Genomic DNA, 18,099 nt, shown 5'->3' on the forward strand with positions numbered 1-18,099 from the left:
CGGCCGCGTGAAGCCGGGAGCACGACAGGGGCGGGCAGGTGTTCGTCGGCCCTCGACGTCAAGAACCATCCGGGAAGCGCAGAAGGCCGGGCCGTGCGGCGATCGTCCGCGCGCAATGCTTTGACCGCTGATCTGGATGCCGCGGAGACCGCAAGTGGCCGCCGCGGGGCGAGGAGTGCCCGCTATGGGTATCGTTCGTTTTGCTCTGCGATTTCCGCACACGTTCTACGTGGTCGCCGCGCTGATCTTGTTCCTGGGCGCGGTCACGATCTTCGAGATGCCCACCGACATCTTTCCGGAGATCAACATTCCGGTCGTGACGGTGATCTGGAGCTATACCGGGCTCAGCACGCCCGAGATGGAGCAACGGGTCACCACCTACAGCCAGTACTCGATCTCCTCCAACGTCAACGGCATCAGGAACATCGAAGCCCAGACCATGGCCGGCCTGTCGGTGCAGAAGATCTACTTCCAGCCCGACGTCAATCTCGACCTCGCGATCTCGCAGATCGTCTCCGCCACCAATGCCATCCGCGCGCTGATGCCGCCCGGCATCCAGGCGCCCGTCGTCGTGCAGTTCAACGCATCGAGCGTGCCCGTGCTGCAAGTCAGCCTGAGCTCCGACACATTGAGCGAACAACAGCTCTATGATTACGGCATCTACCGCATCCGCCAGCAATTGGCGCCGATCCCGGGCATCACGCTGCCGACGCCGTCGGGTGGAAAATACCGGCAGATCATGGTCGACATCGATCCCGCCAAGCTGGTCGCCAAGGGGCTGACGCCGCTCGACGTCGTCAACGCGGTCAACGCCCAGAACCTGACCCTGCCCGCCGGCACGGCGAAGATGGGCGACAAGCAATATGTCGTCCGCACCAACGCGACGCCGCCCTCGATCGACGATCTCAACAACATCCCGATCAAGGTCGTGAACGGCGCTACGATCTTCGTCAAGGACGTCGGCCAGGTGCACGACGGCTGGCTGGTGCAGCAGAACGTGGTGCGCCAGAATGGGCGGCGCTCGGTGCTGCTGAGCATCATCAAGAACGGCAATGCCTCCACGGTCAGCGTGGTCAATGCGGTCCACAAGGCCTTGCAAGCCGCGCGCGCCGCCGCGCCTCCCGGCATGCAGATCAACGAATTGTTCGACCAGTCGGTGTTCGTCAAGCAATCGGTGGAGGGCGTGTTGCGCGAAGGCGCGATCGCGGCCGGCTTGACCGCGCTGATGATCCTGCTGTTCCTGGGATCATGGCGATCGACGGTCGTGGTCATGATCTCGATCCCACTGTCGATCCTGACCTCGCTGATCGTGCTCTATTTCCTTGGCGAGACGCTGAACACGATGACGCTGGGCGGCCTCGCGCTGGCTGTGGGCATCCTCGTCGACGATTCCACCGTCACCATCGAGAACACCCATCGCTTGCTGACGGAAGAGGGGATGCCGCTGCCGCAGGCGACGCTGCACGGCGCGGCCGGCATCGCCGTGCCGACGCTGGTGTCCACGCTCGCGATCAGCTGCGTGTTCACGTCCGTCGTCTTCCTGGACGGGCCGGCCAAGTACCTGTTTACGCCGCTGGGCCTTGCCGTGGTGTTCGCGATGCTGGCCTCCTACGGCCTGTCGCGGACGCTGACGCCAATCATCATCGGCCTGCTGCTGAGAGGCGAGCACCATCCTGCACCCGGCGACGCACCGCGCGGCCCGTTCGCGCGTTTCCATGCGGGTTTCGAACGGAATTTCGAGGCGATGCGCCATGCTTACTCGCGTTCGCTCAGCGGACTGATCGAGCATCGCTTCATCATTCCGGCGGGGATGGCCGCCATTCTGGTGCTCGGCGCCGTGATGGTGCCGCTGGTCGGCCGGGATTTCTTTCCCGCGATCGACGGCGGACAGATCCAGCTTCACGTCCGCGCGCCGGCCGGAACCCGCATCGAGGCCACGGAGAAGATCTTCCAGCAGGTCGAGAACAAGATCCGGCAGGTCATTCCGGACAAGGACCGCGCCTTGATCGTCGACAATATCGGCCTGCCGGCGCGCTCCTACAATCTGGCCTTCACCGACGGCTCGACCATCGGCGTCAATGACGGGGTCATCCTGGTTTCGCTGAAGGAGGGGCACCAACCCACTGCCGATTACGTGCGCAAGCTGCGCGAGGTGCTGCCGTCCGCATTTCCGGAAGAGACCTTCTACTTCCAGGCCGCCGACATCGTCACCCAGATCCTCAATTTCGGACTGCCGGCCCAGATCGACGTGCGCACCGTCGGCTACGACAAGACGAACAATCTGAAGGTCGCGGGCGAGCTGCGCCAGCGCATCGCCGCGATCCCGGGCATTGTCGATGCCCATCTCCAGCAGGAGGTGAATGCGCCCGCGTTCTACGCAGACATCGATCGCACCCGCGCCGCGCAGCTCGGACTCAACGCCAATACGATCGCCACCAACCTCAATGTCAGCCTGAGCTCGTCGGAGCAGGTGACACCAAATTTCTGGACCGATCCGTCCTCGGGCATTCCGTATTATTTCGCCGTGCAGACGCCGGAACGTCAGATCGGATCGCTGAACGACCTCGCCAACACGCCGGTCTCGACCTCGCTGGCGTCAACGCAAACCGACACGCCGATTCCCGGCCTGCTCAGCAACGTCACCACGTTCCACCGCACCACGATCCCGACCAACGCCAACCAGGCCAATGTGCAGCCGGTCTACGAGGTCTATGCCAGCGTCCAGGGCCGCGATCTCGGCAGCGTGGCGAGCCGGATCAGCAAGATCACGGCCGATCTTCAGAGCCAGCTCAAGCCGGGCAACACCATTCAGGTGATCGGGCAGATCCAGAGCATGAACAGCGCCTTCATCAATCTCGGCATCGGCCTGCTGTTTGCGGCGGTGTTCGTCTATCTGCTGATGGTCGTGAACTACCAGAATTTCGGCGACCCCTTCGTCGTCATCCTGGCCTTGCCGGCGACGCTGTGCGGCATCCTGACCATGCTGTTCGTCACCGGCACGACGCTCAACGTGCCGTCGCTGATGGGCGCGATCATGGCGGTCGGCGTCGCCTCCGCCAACTCGATCCTGCTCGTCACCTTCGCACGCGAGCAGCAGCTTGCCGGCAAGACCGCCTTCGAGGCGGCCATCGAGGCCGGGCACACAAGGATCCGGCCGGTGCTGATGACCGCCGCCGCCATGATCGTCGGCATGATCCCGATGGCGATCGGCGCGGCCGGCGAGGAACAGAACGCCGCGCTCGCACGCGCCGTGATCGGCGGCCTGCTGTTCGCGACGCCGACGACGCTGCTGGTTGTCCCTTACCTGTTCGCGATGCTGCGCAAGGGCAATGACGGCAAGACACATCACGGGGTCTTCGACGAGGTGCTGGAATGAATTTCAACGGACCAATCAACGCCGAGCGCGTGACGGAGACCGAACGGGACAAGGAGACGGTCGTACCGCCGCGCAGGAAGCTTCGGGGAGGGCGCCTCGCCGCCCTTGGCCTGGCGCTTGTCGCCGGCACAGCGCTCGCGGCCGGAGCCTGGAGCCACTATTCGGAGCGCCGCCAAGTGCTTGCGACCGCCGCTGAGACGCGCAATTTCGTCCCGGAGGTTCGCGTCGCCACGGTCGTGCCCAGCGCCAATATCGACATCGTGAGACTGCCGGCGACGACCTCGGCCTTTGCCAGCGCCAACATCTTCGCGCGCGCCAGCGGCTATATCGCCACGCGCGCGGTCGATATCGGCGACCACGTCAAGACGGGGCAGCTGCTGGCCGAAATCGTGGCGCCCGAGCTCGATCACCAGATCGCCCAGGCCGAAGCGACGCTGGCCCAGCTCAATTCGGCACTCCAGCAGGCGCAGGCCAACCGGGAGCTTGCCAAGGTCACCTGGGATCGCGACCGGCCGCTGGTCGACAAGGGCTGGCTCACGGCCCAGCAAGGCACGATCGACGAGCAGACGCTCAAGGCCCAGGAGGCGGCCGCGCAGGTGGCGCAGGCCAATATCAAGGCGGAGGAGGCCCAGTTGCTGGTCCTGCGCCAGCAGAAACTCTACCAGCGTGTCGTGGCGCCGTTCGACGGCGTCATCACCCAGCGCAACGTCGATGTCGGCAGCCTGGTGCAGGCCGATACCACCTCCGGCACGTTCATGTTCACGCTCCAGCAGGGCAATGTGATCCGGACCCAGGTGTTCGTGCCGCAGGACGCGGCCTTCGGCCTCAAGCCCGGCATTGCCGCCGTGGTGCGCGTGCCCGAAATCCCGGACCGGACGTTTCCAGGCACCGTGACGCGGATTGCGGATGCACTCCAGCCGGGCTCACGGACGCTGCTGACCGAGGTCGATATCCCGAACCCCGACGCCGCGCTGACGTCCGGGATCTACTGCACCGTGGAACTGCACATTCCGCGCAAGACGCCGAGCTACCGGATCTCGGCCGATGCGGTCATCTTCAATGCGAACGGCACGCAGGTCGCCGTGGTCGAAAACGGTGTGGCGCATCTCAGGAAGATCGGCGTGCTGCGCGACCTCGGCTCCGAGCTCGAAGTCGACAGCGGCGTCCGCACGGGCGACCAGGTCATCCTCAATCCATCCGTCGATCTGGCCGAGGGCGCCAGGGTTCAGACCAAGCCAAAGACGACCGTGTCGTAGCCGGCAGGACCGATTTGGCTCATCCGCTGCCTGGATGGCAGCAGGAGGAGAGCGCACCGGCAGGCGCCGCGAGCGCCGTGGCCAAGTCCGGATCCCCATATCCGTAATTCGCATAAGGTATATTATGGAATATATTTATGTACAATTAGATCAGCTATTTAGCCCATACTCATGCCACGGCGCCTTCGCTTCCGGCCTGTTTCCGTCCCGCCACCCGAGCATCGCCCCGGCTCTTGACGGCTACTGTGCATGGGGTTGTTCTTCAGTTTTTTTATCCGGCGCATGTGGCGAAAGCCGATATTGCCGCGGCGTTGTCCGGCTGCAATAAGCGAGCTTCGCGAGATCGCAGATGACCTGCTGGCCTGACATCCGTATAGGTTTGCATCTCACAACAAAAACAATTCTTCCGAGGAAGCAGACCCATGGTTTCGACGCGCTTTTCCCGACGCACGCTTCTCAAGGCCTCCGCCGCGACCGCGGTCCTGGGCGGCCTCAGTGCGCCCCACGTCGCCCGCGCCCAGAGCGCCGAGTTCACCTACAAATACGCCAACAACCTGCCGGACACCCATCCGCTGAACGTGCGCGCCAAGGAGATGGCGGCGGCGATCAAGGCTGAGACCAACGGCAAGTTCGACCTCCAGATCTTCCCGAACAACCAGCTCGGCTCCGACACCGACATGCTGAGCCAGATCCGCTCCGGGGGCGTCGAGTTCTTCACGCTGTCGGGCCTCATCCTGGCAACGCTGGTGCCGGCGGCGTCGATCAACGGCATCGGCTTCGCGTTCCCGGACTACGACACGGTCTGGAAGGCCATGGACGGCGATCTCGGCGGCTATGTCCGTGGCGAGATCAAGAAGGCCGGCCTCGAGGTCATGGACAAGATCTGGGACAACGGCTTCCGCCAGACCACGTCGTCGAGCAAGCCGATCACGGGCCCGGACGACCTCAAGGGCTTCAAGATCCGCGTGCCGGTGTCGCCGCTGTGGACCTCGATGTTCAAGGCGTTCGACGCGGCGCCCGCCTCGATCAATTTCAGCGAGGTCTATTCCGCGCTCCAGACCAAGATCGTCGAAGGCCAGGAGAACCCGCTGGCGATCATCTCGACCGCCAAGCTCTACGAGGTCCAGAAGTACTGCTCGCTGACCAACCACATGTGGGACGGCTTCTGGTTCCTGGCAAACCGCCGCGCCTGGGAAAAGCTCCCACAGGACGTGCGCGCCGTCGTCGCCAAGCACATCAACGCCGCGGCCATCAACGAGCGCACCGACACCGCGAAGCTGAACGCCAATCTCCAGCAGGAGCTCGCTGGCAAGGGCCTGACCTTCAACCAGCCCGCCGTTGCGCCGTTCCGCGACAAGCTGCGCACGGCTGGCTTCTACGCCGAGTGGAAGGGCAAATACGGCGACCAGGCCTGGGACCTCCTGGAAAAGGCCGTCGGCAAGCTGTCGTAACGCGTCGGGGCCGGCATGGCTCATATCGAGGTTGAGGCGACCGGAGTGGTGGGCGAGGCGACGGTTCAGTCCCCTCGCCGACCTTCGTTGCTGGCTTCGCTCGAGCGCGCGCTCGGTCTCCTCGTCGAGATCCCGGCGGCCATCCTGGTGGTCGCCGAGATCGTCATCCTGTTCGCCGGCGTGGTCGCGCGCTACGGCCTGCACCGGCCGTTGATCTGGTCGGACGAGCTTGCGTCCATCCTGTTCCTTTGGCTCGCCATGCTCGGCGCCGCCGTGGCGTTCCGTCGTTCCGAACACATGCGCATGACCGCGATCGTCGCGAGCACAAAGCCGGCGACGCGGGCATGGCTCGATCTGGTCGCGACCTGCGCGGCGCTGGCGTTCCTGGCGCTGATCGTCTGGCCGTCCTACGACTACGCCTACGAAGAAAGCTACATCACCACACCCGCGCTCCAGATCTCGAACATGTGGCGCGCGGCAGCGCTGCCGGTCGGCATCTGCCTGATGGCGGCGTTTGCGCTGCTGCGGCTGTTGCGTGCGGCCGATTACCGGATGGTCGCGGCGGCCGCGCTGTCGGTCGTGGTTGTGATCGGCCTGTTCTGGCTGGCGGAGCCGGCGTTACGGCCGCTTGGCAACCTCAACCTCGTCATCTTCTTCGTCGGCGTCGCCGGATTCTGCGTCTTTGCCGGCGTTCCCATTGCGTTCGGTTTTGGCCTCGCGATCTTCGGCTATCTGGCGCTGACCACGCGGACACCTGTCATGGTGCTGGTCGGGCGGATGGACGAGGGCATGAGCCACCTCATCCTGCTCTCGGTGCCGTTGTTCGTCTTCCTGGGCCTGCTGATCGAGATGACCGGCATGGCGCGCGCCATGGTGGCGTTTCTCGCCAGCCTCCTCGGCCACGTTCGCGGCGGCCTGCATTATGTTCTGGTCGGTGCCATGTACCTCGTCTCCGGCATTTCCGGCGCCAAGGCCGCGGACATGGCCGCGGTTGCACCGGTGCTGTTCCCGGAGATGAAGCAGCGCGGCGCCAAGCCCGGCGACCTCGTCGCGCTTCTCGCAGCCACAGGTGCCCAGACCGAAACCATCCCGCCAAGCCTCGTGCTGATCACCATCGGCTCGGTCACGGGCGTTTCGATCGCCGCGCTGTTCACGGGCGGCCTGCTGCCCGGCGTCGTGCTCGCGATCACGCTCTGCATGCTGGTGTGGTGGCGCTACCGCCATGAGGACATGAGCCATGTCCGCCGTGCCAGGGCTTCCGAGATCGGCAAGACCCTGATCATCGCCCTTCCCGCGCTGGCGCTGCCCTTCGTGATCCGCTACGCCGTGGTCGAGGGCATCGCGACCGCCACCGAAGTCTCCACCATCGGCATCGTCTATGGCACCCTCGTCGGGCTGCTGGTCTACCGCCAATTCGACTGGCGGCGGCTGTTTCCGATGCTGGTCGAGACCGCGGCGCTGTCGGGCGCGATCCTGCTGATCATCGGGACCGCAACCGGCATGGCCTGGGGCCTGACGCAATCAGGCTTCTCGCGTTCGCTGGCGGCGGCCATGACCGGCCTGCCGGGCGGCTCGGCAACCTTCATCGCTGTCTCGATCCTGGCCTTCACCATCCTCGGCAGCGTGCTGGAAGGCATCCCGGCCATCGTGTTGTTCGGGCCGCTGCTGTTTCCGATCGCGCGTGCCGTCGGCGTGCACGAGGTGCACTACGCCATGGTGATCATCCTCGCGATGGGTATCGGGCTGTTCGCCCCGCCGTTCGGTGTCGGCTATTATGCCGCCTGCGCCATCGGACGGGTCGATCCGGCCGAGGGCATCAGGCCGATCTGGGGCTATCTGCTGGCGCTGCTGGTGGGATTGATCATCGTCGCGATCTTCCCCTGGATCTCGATCGGCTTCCTGTAAGGCGGCCTCAAGGAGGGTGTCGATGAGCGAGCGGCAGAACCAGTACAATATCGGCCTCGACAAAACCCCCGCCAACTACGTGCCACTGAGCCCGCTGAGCTTCCTCGAGCGTAGCGCCGCCGTCTATCCTGATCATGTCAGCACGGTCTATGAGGGCCGCAGCTTTACGTGGCGTCAGACGCATGAGCGCTGCAAGCGTTTTGCATCCTGGCTTGCCGGTGAGGGCATCGGTGTCGGCGACACCGTTGCGGTGATGCTGCCGAACATCCCGGCGATGAACGAGGCTCATTTTGCGGTGCCGATGACCGGCGCCGTGCTCAACGCGCTCAACATCCGCCTCGATGCGCCCTCGATCGCGTTCCAGCTCGATCATGGCGGCGCGAAGATCATCCTGGTCGATCCCGAGTTTTCCGGCGTGATCACCGACGCGCTTGCGCAGATGAAGGGACCGAAGCCGTTCGTCGTCGACGTCGACGACGCCGCGTTCAAGGGCGGCAAGCGTATCAGCGGGATCGAGTATGAAGCCGCCGTCGCGCAAGGCGATCCGGACTTCGCGGCCATCCCGCCGGGCGACGAATGGGACGCCATCGCGCTGAGCTACACCTCGGGCACCACGGGCAATCCCAAGGGCGTCGTCACTCATCATCGCGGCGCGTATCTGAACGCCGTCAGCAACATCCTCGCAGGGCAACTCGGCCAGCATCCGGTCTATCTCTGGACGCTGCCGATGTTTCATTGCAACGGCTGGTGCTTCCCCTGGACCATTGCGGCTGCCGCCGGCATCAATGTCTGTCTGCGCAAGGTCGAGCCGACGAAAATCTTCGAGCTGATCAGGGAGCACGGCGTCACCCACATGTGCGGCGCGCCGATCGTCTACAACACGCTGATCAATGCACCTGACGCGCCGAAGGGCGACGCCGCCCGCCGCGTCGTTGGCTTGATCGCCGGTGCCGCGCCGCCGGTCGCCGTGCTCGAAGGCGCAGAGAGTATCGGCGTCAAGCTGACGCACGTGTACGGCCTGACCGAAGTCTACGGCCCTGCCTCCGTCTGCGCCGAGCAGCCCGGCTGGGACGATCTGCCCGCCGCCGAGCGCGCCAACATGAAACGCCGGCAGGGCGTGCCCTACCCGCTCGAGGAAGGCGTTACCGTCATCGACCCGCAGACGATGCAGGAGGTGCCGCGCGACGGCGAGACCATCGGCGAGGTCATGTTCCGCGGCAACATCGTGATGAAGGGTTATCTGAAGAACGAGAAGGCGACGAAGGACGCGTTCGAAGGCGGCTGGTTTCACACCGGTGATCTCGGCGTGCTCGACGCCCACGGCTACGTCATCATCAAGGACCGCTCCAAGGACATCATCATCTCCGGCGGCGAGAACATCTCGTCCGTCGAGGTCGAGGACATCCTCTACAAGCACCCGGCCGTGCTGTTCGCAGCGGTGGTCGCAAAGCCCGATCCGAAATGGGGCGAGGTGCCCTGCGCCTTCGTCGAACTGAAGGACGGCGCCAGCGCAACCGAGGCCGACATCATCGCCTTTTGCCGCACCCATATGAGCGGCTTCAAGACGCCGAAGGCGGTGGTGTTCGGATCGATCCCGAAAACGTCGACGGGCAAGATCCAGAAATTCCTGCTGCGCAATGAAGCGGGTTCTGCGAAGGCGATCTCGGCCTGAACTTGCCGCGACCTCAGAAACATATGGAAATAATCACCGTATTTTCACGGCGGTTCTTCGTCATTCCGAAATCGTTCGTGCAGCTTTGACGCTGTCGGACACGACAGGAAAAGATTGGAAAACTTTAGAGACGCATTTACGTTTCGCTCCAGTCGGATTCGCTGATTCCAGATGATTCCGCCGCGCGGGCTGCGTGGCTGGCGACCGGCGCTGTTGGGGCGCTTCATGCGGTTGGTGTCGTGAGCGCGGACGTGCGTGCGCGTCTGCCGCTGCTGCTATTGACGGCTGGTCTGCTGCTGCCCAATGCGGTCGCAGCACAGACGATGCGTGAGTTCGGCGCATTCGCAGGCGCGCCGGGCTATAGCGCCGCCGGGCCGAATGCCCCCGGCTATGGCTTCAACAATTTCGCCAATCCCGGGTTTGGCGGTGCTGCATTCGGCGGGCCGCCGACCTCGGCTTTCCCGGGCGCGTGGTTCGGTAACGGCGGCGGTGGTGGTGGCGTGCAGCCAGGTTACGGCTGGAGCGGCGAGCCCCCCGGCATTGCCGGCGAGGCGCGGCCCGGCGGCATGCGGCAAGCCTTTGGCGGCGGCAGCGACAGCGCCTCGCGGCCCGAGACGGCACAGGCCACGTTTCTGGCGATGACGCAGTTCACCCAGACGCTGCTCGATCCCGCCATCGACGGCCGCGGCATCGGCCCCGCGGAGCTTGACGCAGAGCTCGCCGCCTACGCCGATATCGGCAACGATCAAACCCACGGCGGCATCGGCCGCGAAGCCTATGGGGCGATGTACGGCCGGCCCTCGCTCGCATCCGCGCATTGGAACGTCTGGGCTGCGGGCTTCGGCAGCTCGCAAGTGTCGACCGGCGGCAGCAATTCCGCCAGCCGGAGCTTCGGCACGATGGTCGGCGCCGATTATTCGCTCTCGCCGCAGACGCGGATGGGCTTTGCGCTCGCCGGCGGCGGCACCGGCTTTGCGAACAATTTTTCCAGCGGCCGTTCCGATCTGTTCCAAGCCGGCGCCTTCGTCAGACACTCGATCGGACCAGCCTATGTCGCAACTGCCCTCGCCTATGGCTGGCAGGCCATCACGGGCGACTACCAGGTGACGCCGGCCGGCACGAGCCAGCTCAACGTGGCCGTCAACGCCAACGCCTATTCCGGCCGGCTCGAAAGTGGCTACCGTTTTGCCGTGCCCTGGCTCGGCATCACGCCTTACGCTGCCGCGCAGATCGCCACCTTCCGCCTGCCCTCCAGTCCGGCGCAAACGGCCTACGCAAGCGGTGCGCCTGCCATAGCGCCCGGCAGCGACAGTTTCACCGACACCCGTACCGAGCTCGGCCTGCGCACCAGCACGTCCTTTGCGCTGTTCGGAAGCGTGATGAACCTGCGCGGACGGCTCGCCTGGGCGCATGATTTCAGCGCGGGGCAGTCGATCCCGGCGGCGCTCCAGTCCCTGCCCGGTCAGGGCCTTATCGTCGCCGGCACGGCATTGGCGCCCAATGCCGCGCTGACAGGCGTTGCGCTGGAGTTGCGGGACTTGAACGGCTGGTCGGCCTCGGCAAACCTCGATAGCGAAGTGTCGAGCCTGGTGCGCTCCTACACCGGCAAGGCCATGCTGCGCTACGCCTGGTAGAGACGCCTAGTTCGTCTCCAACCGCAGCCCGTCATAGCCCGGCACGACGCCCGCGGGCAGAGATTGCCGGATCACCTCGTAATCGACATCAGCGGTCATGTTGGTGATGACGGCGCGCTTCGGCTTGAAGCGCTCGATCCAGGACAGCGCATCGTTGATGCTGAAATGGCTGGAATGCTGGGTGTAGCGCAAACCGTCGACGATCCAGAGATCGAGATTTTCCAGCGCCGCCCAGCTCTCCTGCGGGATGTCGTTGAGGTCAGGCGTGTAGGCGGCGTTGCCGATGCGATAGCCGAGCGCGGGGATCTGGCCGTGCTGGACCAGGAAGGCGGTCATCGAGACGTCGCCGCCCTTGCCGCTGATGATCTGGGTCTCGCCGGCCTCGATCGAATGCCGGCTCAGGATCGGCGGATAGTCGCTGCCCTCCGGTGAGATGAAGCAGTAGGAGAACCGCGCCATGATGTCTTTCGCGGTCGACTGGTTGAAATAGACCGGAATGCGCTTGCGCATGTGGAGCACGACGGAGCGCAGGTCGTCCATGCCGTGGGTCTGGTCGGCATGCTCGTGCGTCAGGAATACGGCATCGATATGATCGACATCGGTATCGATCAGCTGCTCGCGCAAATCAGGCGAAGTGTCGATCACGATGCGCGTGGTGCCGTGGCTCGACGTCTCTTCGACCAGCAGCGAGCAGCGGCGGCGGCGATTTTTTGGATTGTTGGGATCGCAGGCGCCCCAGCCGAGTGCCGGGCGCGGCACGCCGGCGGAGGAGCCGCAGCCCAGGATCGTCAGCGTCAGAGTCATGCGGCGTCCAGTCTCAAGCTTTCACCTTGGAGAACAGGCGGAAGAAATTGTCGGTGGTCTGGCGTGAGATCTCTTCGAGCGACACACCGCGCGCCTCAGCCAGCACCTTGGCAACCTCTACCACATAGGCCGGCTCGTTGCGTTTGCCCCGAAACTTGCCCGGCGCAAGATAGGGCGAGTCTGTTTCAACCAGAATACGGTCCGACGGCAGTTCGGCCGCAAGCGCGCGCAGGGCGTCCGACTTCTTGAAGGTCAAAATGCCCGTGAAGCCGATATAGAGCCCGAGCGACACTGCCTTCAGCGCCAGTTCGCGTCCGCCGGTGTAACAATGCAGCACGGCGTTGAACGATCCCTTGGCCGCCTCCTCTTCCAGGATGCGGGCGCAATCCTCGTCCGCCTCGCGGGTGTGGATCACCAGCGGCAGGCCGGTCGCGCGCGCCGCTGCGATGTGGGCACGAAAGCCCCTCGCCTGCGCCTCGGGCGAACCGTCGTCGTAGAAATAGTCGAGCCCGGCTTCGCCGAGCGCGACGACTTTGGGATGCTGCGTCAGCGCGATCAGTTCGTCCGGCGTGATGCCATCCTCCTCATCCGCGTTATGCGGATGGGTGCCGACCGAGCAATAGACGTCGTCAAACCGCTCGGCGATGGCGAGAAGCTGATCGAGATTCCGCACCCGCGTCGAGATCGTGACCATGCGTTTGAGGCCGGCCGCGCGCGCACGCGACACGATCCCGTCGAGATCTTCCGCAAAGTCCGGAAAATCCAGATGGCAGTGGCTATCGACCAACATCGAATGGACGCCTTACGCCGCCGGCTCGATGTAGCGCGGGAACGCCGGTGTCGGCGCCGGCAGCGTCGAGCCGGGCGCGATGCGCTTGCCGCCGCCCACCATCGCAAAACTGCGCTCGCCCGCGGGGACGCCGAGGCTGTCGAGCAGCAAACCCGAGGCGGTCGGCATCGCCGGCTGAGCCAGGATCGCGATCTGGCGCACGACTTCGGCGGTGACATAGAGCACCGTCTTCTGCCGCGCAGGATCGGTCTTGGCCAGCGCCCACGGCGCCTCGCCCGCGAAATAGCGGTTGGCTTCCGCGACCACGGCCCACACGGCGTTGAGCCAGTGATGGATCTGCTGCGTCGCCATCGCCTCGCGTGACGCCGCGATCATGCCGTCGGCCATCGCCAGGATCGCCTTGTCGTTGTCGCTGAACTCGCCGGGCTCCGGCAGCACGCCGCCGAGTTGCTTGGCGACCATCGACAGCGAGCGCTGCGCGAGGTTGCCGAGATCATTGGCGAGATCGGCATTGATCCGCGCAACGATGGCCTCGTGATTGTAGTTTCCATCCTGGCCATACGAGACCTCGCGCAGGAAGAAATAGCGCATCTGGTCGACGCCATACTGGTCGGCAAGATTGAAGGGGTCGACGACATTGCCGACCGACTTCGACATCTTCTCGCCCCTGTTGAACAGGAAGCCATGGGCATAGACCCGCTTCGGCAGTGAAATGCCCGCCGACATCAGGAACGCCGGCCAGTACACCGCGTGGAAGCGGATGATGTCCTTGCCGATGATGTGCACGTCCGCCGGCCAGTAACGCCAGTTCTTGTCGCTCTCGTCCGGGAAGCCGACGCCGGTGATGTAGTTGGTGAGCGCGTCGACCCAGACATACATCACGTGCTCTTCGTCGCCGGGCACCTTGACGCCCCAGTCGAAGGTGGTGCGCGAGATCGAGAGGTCGCGTAGCCCGCCCTTGACGAAGCTCACGACCTCGTTCTTGCGGGAGTCAGGCCCGATGAAATCAGGGTGATCCGCGTAGAGCTTCAGCAGCTTGTCCTGATAGGTCGAGAGGCGGAAGAAGTAGCTCTTCTCCTCGACCCACTCCACCGGCGTGCCTTGCGGGCCGAGGCGCACGCCGTCATCGTTCACGCGCGTCTCGTCCTCGGCGTAATACGCCTCGTCGCGCACCGAATACCAACCGGCATAGGTGTCGGCATAGATATCGCCGTTGGCTTCCATGCGCCGCCAGATCTCCTGGCTGGAGCGATGGTGCTGCTCTTCGGTGGTGCGGATGAAGCGGTCGAACGACACGTTCAGGCGCTGGTCCATCTCCCTGAAGCGGTTCGCGTTGCGCTCGGCGAGCTGCGCGGCCGTCAAACCCTCGTTCTGCGCGGTCTGGACCATCTTCTGGCCGTGCTCGTCGGTGCCGGTCAGGAAGAAGACGTCCTTGCCATCGAGCCGCGCGAAGCGCGCCAGCACGTCCGCCGAGATCGCCTCATAGGCGTGACCGATATGCGGGACGCCGTTCGGGTACGCGATCGCGGTCGTGATGTAGAAGACGTTGTCGCGTGCGGCGACCGCAACAGGTGCAGCTGCCTTCGGTGCGGCTGCTGGCGCTGCGGCCTGCGGAGCTGCGACGGGCTTCGGCGCGCGCGGCGCCTTGGGTTTCGGCACTTTGGGCGTCACAGCCTTCGGCGGCGTGGCGGCAAGAGCCGGCGCTGCGATCACGGCAGGCGCAGTTACCCTCACCTTCTTGGCCACCTTCTTCGCCGGAGCCTTAGCTGCCTTTTTGGCGGCGGCTTTCGGAGAGGCTTTCCTGGCAACGACCTGCTTCTTGGCGGCTTTTTTGCCGGCCTTCTTTGCCGCCTTCGCAGCGCTCTTCTTCACGCCCTTCTTCACGCCCTTCTTGGCGGCGGCTTTCCTGGTCTTCGTGACTTTCTTGCCGGCTTTGCGCGCAGGCGCCTTCACGGCCTTCTTCGTGGCTTTCTTGACGGACTTCTTGGCTGCTTTCTTCGCAGCCTTCTTCTTGCCCTTGGCGGTTTTCTTAGCTCGCGCTGCCACGACGAATTCCTTTACCGGCTTCTCAAAATTTGGAAACGAACCTGCGTTCGATCATTGTTCAGAGCCTGATCCTCTCGGAAAACCGCTGCCCAGGTTTCCGGATCATGCTCTAGCGCGTTGCATCCGCCAGCCAGCCGAACACCGAGAAAACCAAGGGCTTTCGCTCCAGATTGTAGGTTTCGGTGTCGCGCGCGGCGCGGACGATCTTTTCCCATACCTCGGCTAGGCGCGCAAGGCGCGGCAGGTTCTGGTTCGCATTGGCTTCGTCGGCATGCAGGCGTTCCGCGATCCAACGATCGATGCCGTCGATGAAGGCCGCGAGCGCGACGCGGTCATTGGTGGGAAGCGAATCGCCGAGCGTGTGCAATTCGCGCGGATCGACCTGCGGCAGTCGCGCCAGCATCGCCGCCGTGCGCTGCTGGAGTTTCAGCGCATCGCCGCCCATCAGGGTCAGCGCCCGCGCGACGCTGCCCTCGGAAGCCTCCGCCGCCTCACGCAGGGCGAGATCCGTCGGAGCAAGATCCGCCGCTCCGGCGGCCGCACTGATGACATCGTCCGTGTCGAGCGAGCGCAGACGCAGCTTGCGGCAACGTGACTGAATTGTGGCGAGCACGCGCGCCGGCGCGTGGCTCACCAGCAGGAACAGCGATTGCTGCGGCGGCTCTTCGAGGATCTTCAGCAGCGCGTTGGCCGCATTCGGATTGAGCTCGTCGACGGTGTCAACGATGCAGACGCGCCAACCCTCGGCAGCAGCGGTCGAGCCGAAGAAACCAATCGTCTCGCGCGTCTCGTCCACGGTAATGACGGTGCGCATCACGCCGCGGTCGTTGGCGGTGCGTTCCAGCGTCAGCAGACCGCCGTGAGACTCCGCTGCGACTTGACGCGCCACGGGATCGTCAGGATCGATCGCGAGCGTCTCGAAGTCCTGCACGGCAGACGCCAGCGGCTGGCCATGGGCGAGCACGAAGCGCGCCATGCGATAGGCCAGCGTCGCCTTGCCGATCCCTTGCGGTCCCCCGATCAGCCAGGCGTGCGGAATGCGCCCGCTGCGATAGGCCGCCAGCAGTGCTGTTTCAGCCTCGCGATGGCCGTACAGCGTCGATGTCTCGCGCGGGTGCGGAATGGCGCTTTCGCGCTCGACTTGACGCGGGCTCATGCCGACACCACCGATGCGGGCGTCGGCAGGAGCCGATCGCGCAACGCGGTCCAGACGCGGCCGGCGACCGTGTCGGGATCGGAATTGGCATCGATCAGCACGCAGCGATCAGGTTCGTCCGCGGCGATCTTGCGATAGGCCTCACGCAGGCCTTGATGAAAGCCGAGCTTCTCGCCCTCGAACCGGTCAGGCGTGCCGCTGCCGCGACGGACGGCGGCGCGCTGCAAGCCGATCTCGACCGGCAAGTCCAGGATGATGGTGAGATCCGGCTTAAGATCGCCGATCGTGACCCGCTGCATCGCGTTGATGAGGCCGGCCGGCACCTGGCCGAGGCTGCCCTGATAGGCGCGCGTCGAGTCGGCGAAACGATCGCACAACACCCAGGCGCCCCGATTGAGCGCAGGCTCGATGACGGTGCGGACATGGTCGTCGCGGGCCGCGGCAAACAACAGGGTTTCGGCTTCGGGCCCGAGCAGCTTGCCCATCCCCGAGAGCACGAGGTGACGCATGATTTCGGCACCCGGCGAGCCGCCGGGCTCGCGCGTGACGAGGGTGCGCATCCTCGCCGCATTGAGCCGGTCGGCGAGCTTCTTGATCTGGGTCGACTTGCCGGTCCCCTCACCGCCTTCAAAGGTGATGAAGCGTCCACGTCCGGACGGCCGTTTTCCCGCACTCTCACTCATGATCAGAGCTTCTCGGCGCCTGCGCGGAACATGCCGATCACAAGTTCGCTGGCGCCGTCGATGGCACGCCGCACGGTCGAGCCAGTGCCAACGGCCTCGGCGGCATAGACCGGCGTCTCCACCGCGATGTTACCGCTGCGCCAGACCCTGACCACGCCGACTTTCTGGCCAGCCTCGACCGGCGCGCGCACCGGGCCGCTATAGACGACGCGGGCGATCAGCTTGTCGCTGCCGTTCTTGTGCACCATCACCTTCACGGGTGTCTTGGCGACGAGCTTCACCGAGCGGCTCTCGCCACCGAACACTTTTGCGTAGCCGACCGGCTGGTCGGCGGCGATCAGCGCGCGGGTCTCGAAATTGCGAAAGCCCCATTCCAGCATCTTCTTGGCTTCGGTGGCGCGGTCCTCGGGGTCTTCGAGCCCGTTGACGACGACGACCAGCCGCGTGCCGTTCTGCACGGCCGAGCCGACCATGCCGTAGCCGCCTTCCTTGGTGAAGCCGGTCTTCAGCCCGTCAGCACCTTCCATTGAATTGAGCAGCGGATTGCGGTTGGGCTGGCGGATCTTGTTCCAGGTGAATTCTTTCTCGCCGAACAGTTTGTAGAATTCGGGGAAGTCGAGAATGATGTGCCGCGCGAGGATGCCGAGCTCGCGCACCGTCATCTTGTTGCCGGGGTCAGGCAGGCCGTTGGAATTGCCGAATGTCGATCTCGTCATGCCGAGCTCGCGGGCGCGCTTGGTCATGAAGTCGGCGGCAAAGATCTTCTCGTTGCCGGCGATGCCTTCGGCCAGAGCGATGCAGGCGTCATTGCCGCTCTGGATGATCGCGCCATGCAGGAGGTCGTCGACCGAGACCTTGCTGTTGATCGCGGCGAACATGGTCGAGCCGCCCGAGGGCGCGCCACCTTTGCGCCAGGCATTCTCGCTGATCCGGTACTCGTCGGTCAGCTTCATGTCGCCCTTCTTGATGGCGTTGAAGACGACCTCGGCCGTCATCAGCTTCATCATGCTGGACGGCGCGCGCAGCTCGTCGGCGTTCTTCTCGAACAGCACGCTGCCGGAGGAGGCCTCGATCAGGATGGCGGTCGGCGCATCGCCATCGAAGCCGGACTCTTCCGCTTTCTTGGCGCCCTGGACGCTCTGGTTGGCGGCGTAGATCGCCCCGCCCCAGCCGATGCTCGCCGCCAGAACCGTCGCAATCAGCGCGCGCGCCAACGCTCCGGCGGGAAACCGGTTGCGACGTAGCGGAGAGAGACGAAATGCCATGGCCAAGCCCTGAGAGCGGCGTTCTAACAGCAGGAACCGGCGCGAACAACACAGGGCTGGC

The 18,099-nt window shown here is 64.8% G+C and carries 12 protein-coding genes; 6 read left to right on the plus strand and 6 right to left on the minus strand.

The annotated features are described in order from the left end of the window. Positions 1-184 precede the first annotated feature (184 nt). The 6 genes from AB7532_RS18515 (at position 185) to AB7532_RS18540 (ending at position 11,294) form a co-directional block, all read left to right on the plus strand. Positions 185-3,376: an efflux RND transporter permease subunit gene (locus AB7532_RS18515; protein ID WP_441236202.1), complete on the plus strand. Its 3,192-nt coding sequence runs from the start codon at positions 185-187 to the stop codon at positions 3,374-3,376. Next, positions 3,373-4,632: an efflux RND transporter periplasmic adaptor subunit gene (locus AB7532_RS18520; protein WP_441236203.1), complete on the plus strand. Its 1,260-nt coding sequence runs from the start codon at positions 3,373-3,375 to the stop codon at positions 4,630-4,632. The genes AB7532_RS18515 and AB7532_RS18520 overlap by 4 nt, the downstream gene beginning before the upstream one ends. Before the next feature lie 422 nt (positions 4,633-5,054). Beyond that, the gene (locus tag AB7532_RS18525; protein WP_441236204.1) at positions 5,055-6,083 is read left to right on the plus strand and encodes a TRAP transporter substrate-binding protein; all 1,029 of its coding nucleotides are present in this window, start codon (positions 5,055-5,057) and stop codon (positions 6,081-6,083) included. Between the two features lie 15 nt (positions 6,084-6,098). Then, entirely contained in the window at positions 6,099-7,988 is a 1,890-nt protein-coding gene (locus AB7532_RS18530) for a TRAP transporter large permease (RefSeq protein ID WP_441236205.1), read from the plus strand. Positions 7,989-8,010: 22 nt separating this feature from the next. Next, a complete protein-coding gene (locus AB7532_RS18535; RefSeq protein ID WP_441236206.1) occupies positions 8,011-9,660 on the plus strand; it encodes an acyl-CoA synthetase in 1,650 nt (549 codons plus the stop codon). Between the two features lie 251 nt (positions 9,661-9,911). Further along, positions 9,912-11,294 carry an autotransporter outer membrane beta-barrel domain-containing protein gene (locus AB7532_RS18540; RefSeq protein WP_441236207.1) on the plus strand — a complete coding sequence of 461 codons (1,383 nt, stop codon included), beginning with the start codon at positions 9,912-9,914 and terminating at the stop codon, positions 11,292-11,294. 6 nt (positions 11,295-11,300) lie between these two features. On the opposite strand, the gene AB7532_RS18545 is transcribed toward AB7532_RS18540, so the two are convergent. The 6 genes from AB7532_RS18545 to AB7532_RS18570 all read right to left on the minus strand — a co-directional run bounded on the left by AB7532_RS18545 (position 11,301) and on the right by AB7532_RS18570 (position 18,038). Then, a complete protein-coding gene (locus AB7532_RS18545; RefSeq protein ID WP_441236208.1) occupies positions 11,301-12,098 on the minus strand; it encodes an MBL fold metallo-hydrolase in 798 nt (265 codons plus the stop codon). A 13-nt stretch (positions 12,099-12,111) separates the two neighbouring features. Continuing rightward, the gene (locus AB7532_RS18550) at positions 12,112-12,888 is read right to left on the minus strand and encodes a TatD family hydrolase (protein ID WP_441236209.1); all 777 of its coding nucleotides are present in this window, start codon (positions 12,886-12,888) and stop codon (positions 12,112-12,114) included. 12 nt (positions 12,889-12,900) lie between these two features. After that, complete coding sequence (metG, locus tag AB7532_RS18555; RefSeq protein WP_441236210.1) at positions 12,901-14,934, minus strand: methionine--tRNA ligase; 2,034 nt, start codon at positions 14,932-14,934, stop codon at positions 12,901-12,903. A 109-nt stretch (positions 14,935-15,043) separates the two neighbouring features. Next, on the minus strand, positions 15,044-16,090 hold the full coding sequence (locus AB7532_RS18560; RefSeq protein WP_441236211.1) for a DNA polymerase III subunit delta': 1,047 nt from the start codon (positions 16,088-16,090) through the stop codon (positions 15,044-15,046). Further along, positions 16,087-16,773 (minus strand): dTMP kinase, encoded by a 687-nt coding sequence (tmk, locus tag AB7532_RS18565; RefSeq protein WP_441236212.1) that lies wholly within the window; start codon positions 16,771-16,773, stop codon positions 16,087-16,089. Before tmk ends, AB7532_RS18560 begins: the two co-directional genes overlap by 4 nt. A 2-nt stretch (positions 16,774-16,775) precedes the next feature. After that, entirely contained in the window at positions 16,776-18,038 is a 1,263-nt protein-coding gene (locus AB7532_RS18570) for a D-alanyl-D-alanine carboxypeptidase family protein (protein ID WP_441236213.1), read from the minus strand. Positions 18,039-18,099 lie beyond the last annotated feature (61 nt).

It is taken from the genome of Bradyrhizobium sp. 930_D9_N1_4 (genome assembly GCF_052076015.1).
GTDB lineage: Bacteria > Pseudomonadota > Alphaproteobacteria > Rhizobiales > Xanthobacteraceae > Bradyrhizobium.

What these genes read in the sequence shown, in the direction of transcription:
- tmk (WP_441236212.1), bottom strand. Translation starts at nt 16,773, where the DNA reads ATGAGTGAGAGTGCGGGAAAACGGCCGTCCGGACGTGGACGCTTCATC.
- AB7532_RS18515 (WP_441236202.1), top strand. Translation starts at nt 185, where the DNA reads ATGGGTATCGTTCGTTTTGCTCTGCGATTTCCGCACACGTTCTACGTG.
- AB7532_RS18525 (WP_441236204.1), top strand. Translation starts at nt 5,055, where the DNA reads ATGGTTTCGACGCGCTTTTCCCGACGCACGCTTCTCAAGGCCTCCGCC.
- AB7532_RS18535 (WP_441236206.1), top strand. Translation starts at nt 8,011, where the DNA reads ATGAGCGAGCGGCAGAACCAGTACAATATCGGCCTCGACAAAACCCCC.
- AB7532_RS18530 (WP_441236205.1), top strand. Translation starts at nt 6,099, where the DNA reads ATGGCTCATATCGAGGTTGAGGCGACCGGAGTGGTGGGCGAGGCGACG.
- AB7532_RS18550 (WP_441236209.1), bottom strand. Translation starts at nt 12,888, where the DNA reads ATGTTGGTCGATAGCCACTGCCATCTGGATTTTCCGGACTTTGCGGAA.
- AB7532_RS18570 (WP_441236213.1), bottom strand. Translation starts at nt 18,038, where the DNA reads ATGGCATTTCGTCTCTCTCCGCTACGTCGCAACCGGTTTCCCGCCGGA.
- AB7532_RS18545 (WP_441236208.1), bottom strand. Translation starts at nt 12,098, where the DNA reads ATGACTCTGACGCTGACGATCCTGGGCTGCGGCTCCTCCGCCGGCGTG.
- AB7532_RS18560 (WP_441236211.1), bottom strand. Translation starts at nt 16,090, where the DNA reads ATGAGCCCGCGTCAAGTCGAGCGCGAAAGCGCCATTCCGCACCCGCGC.
- AB7532_RS18520 (WP_441236203.1), top strand. Translation starts at nt 3,373, where the DNA reads ATGAATTTCAACGGACCAATCAACGCCGAGCGCGTGACGGAGACCGAA.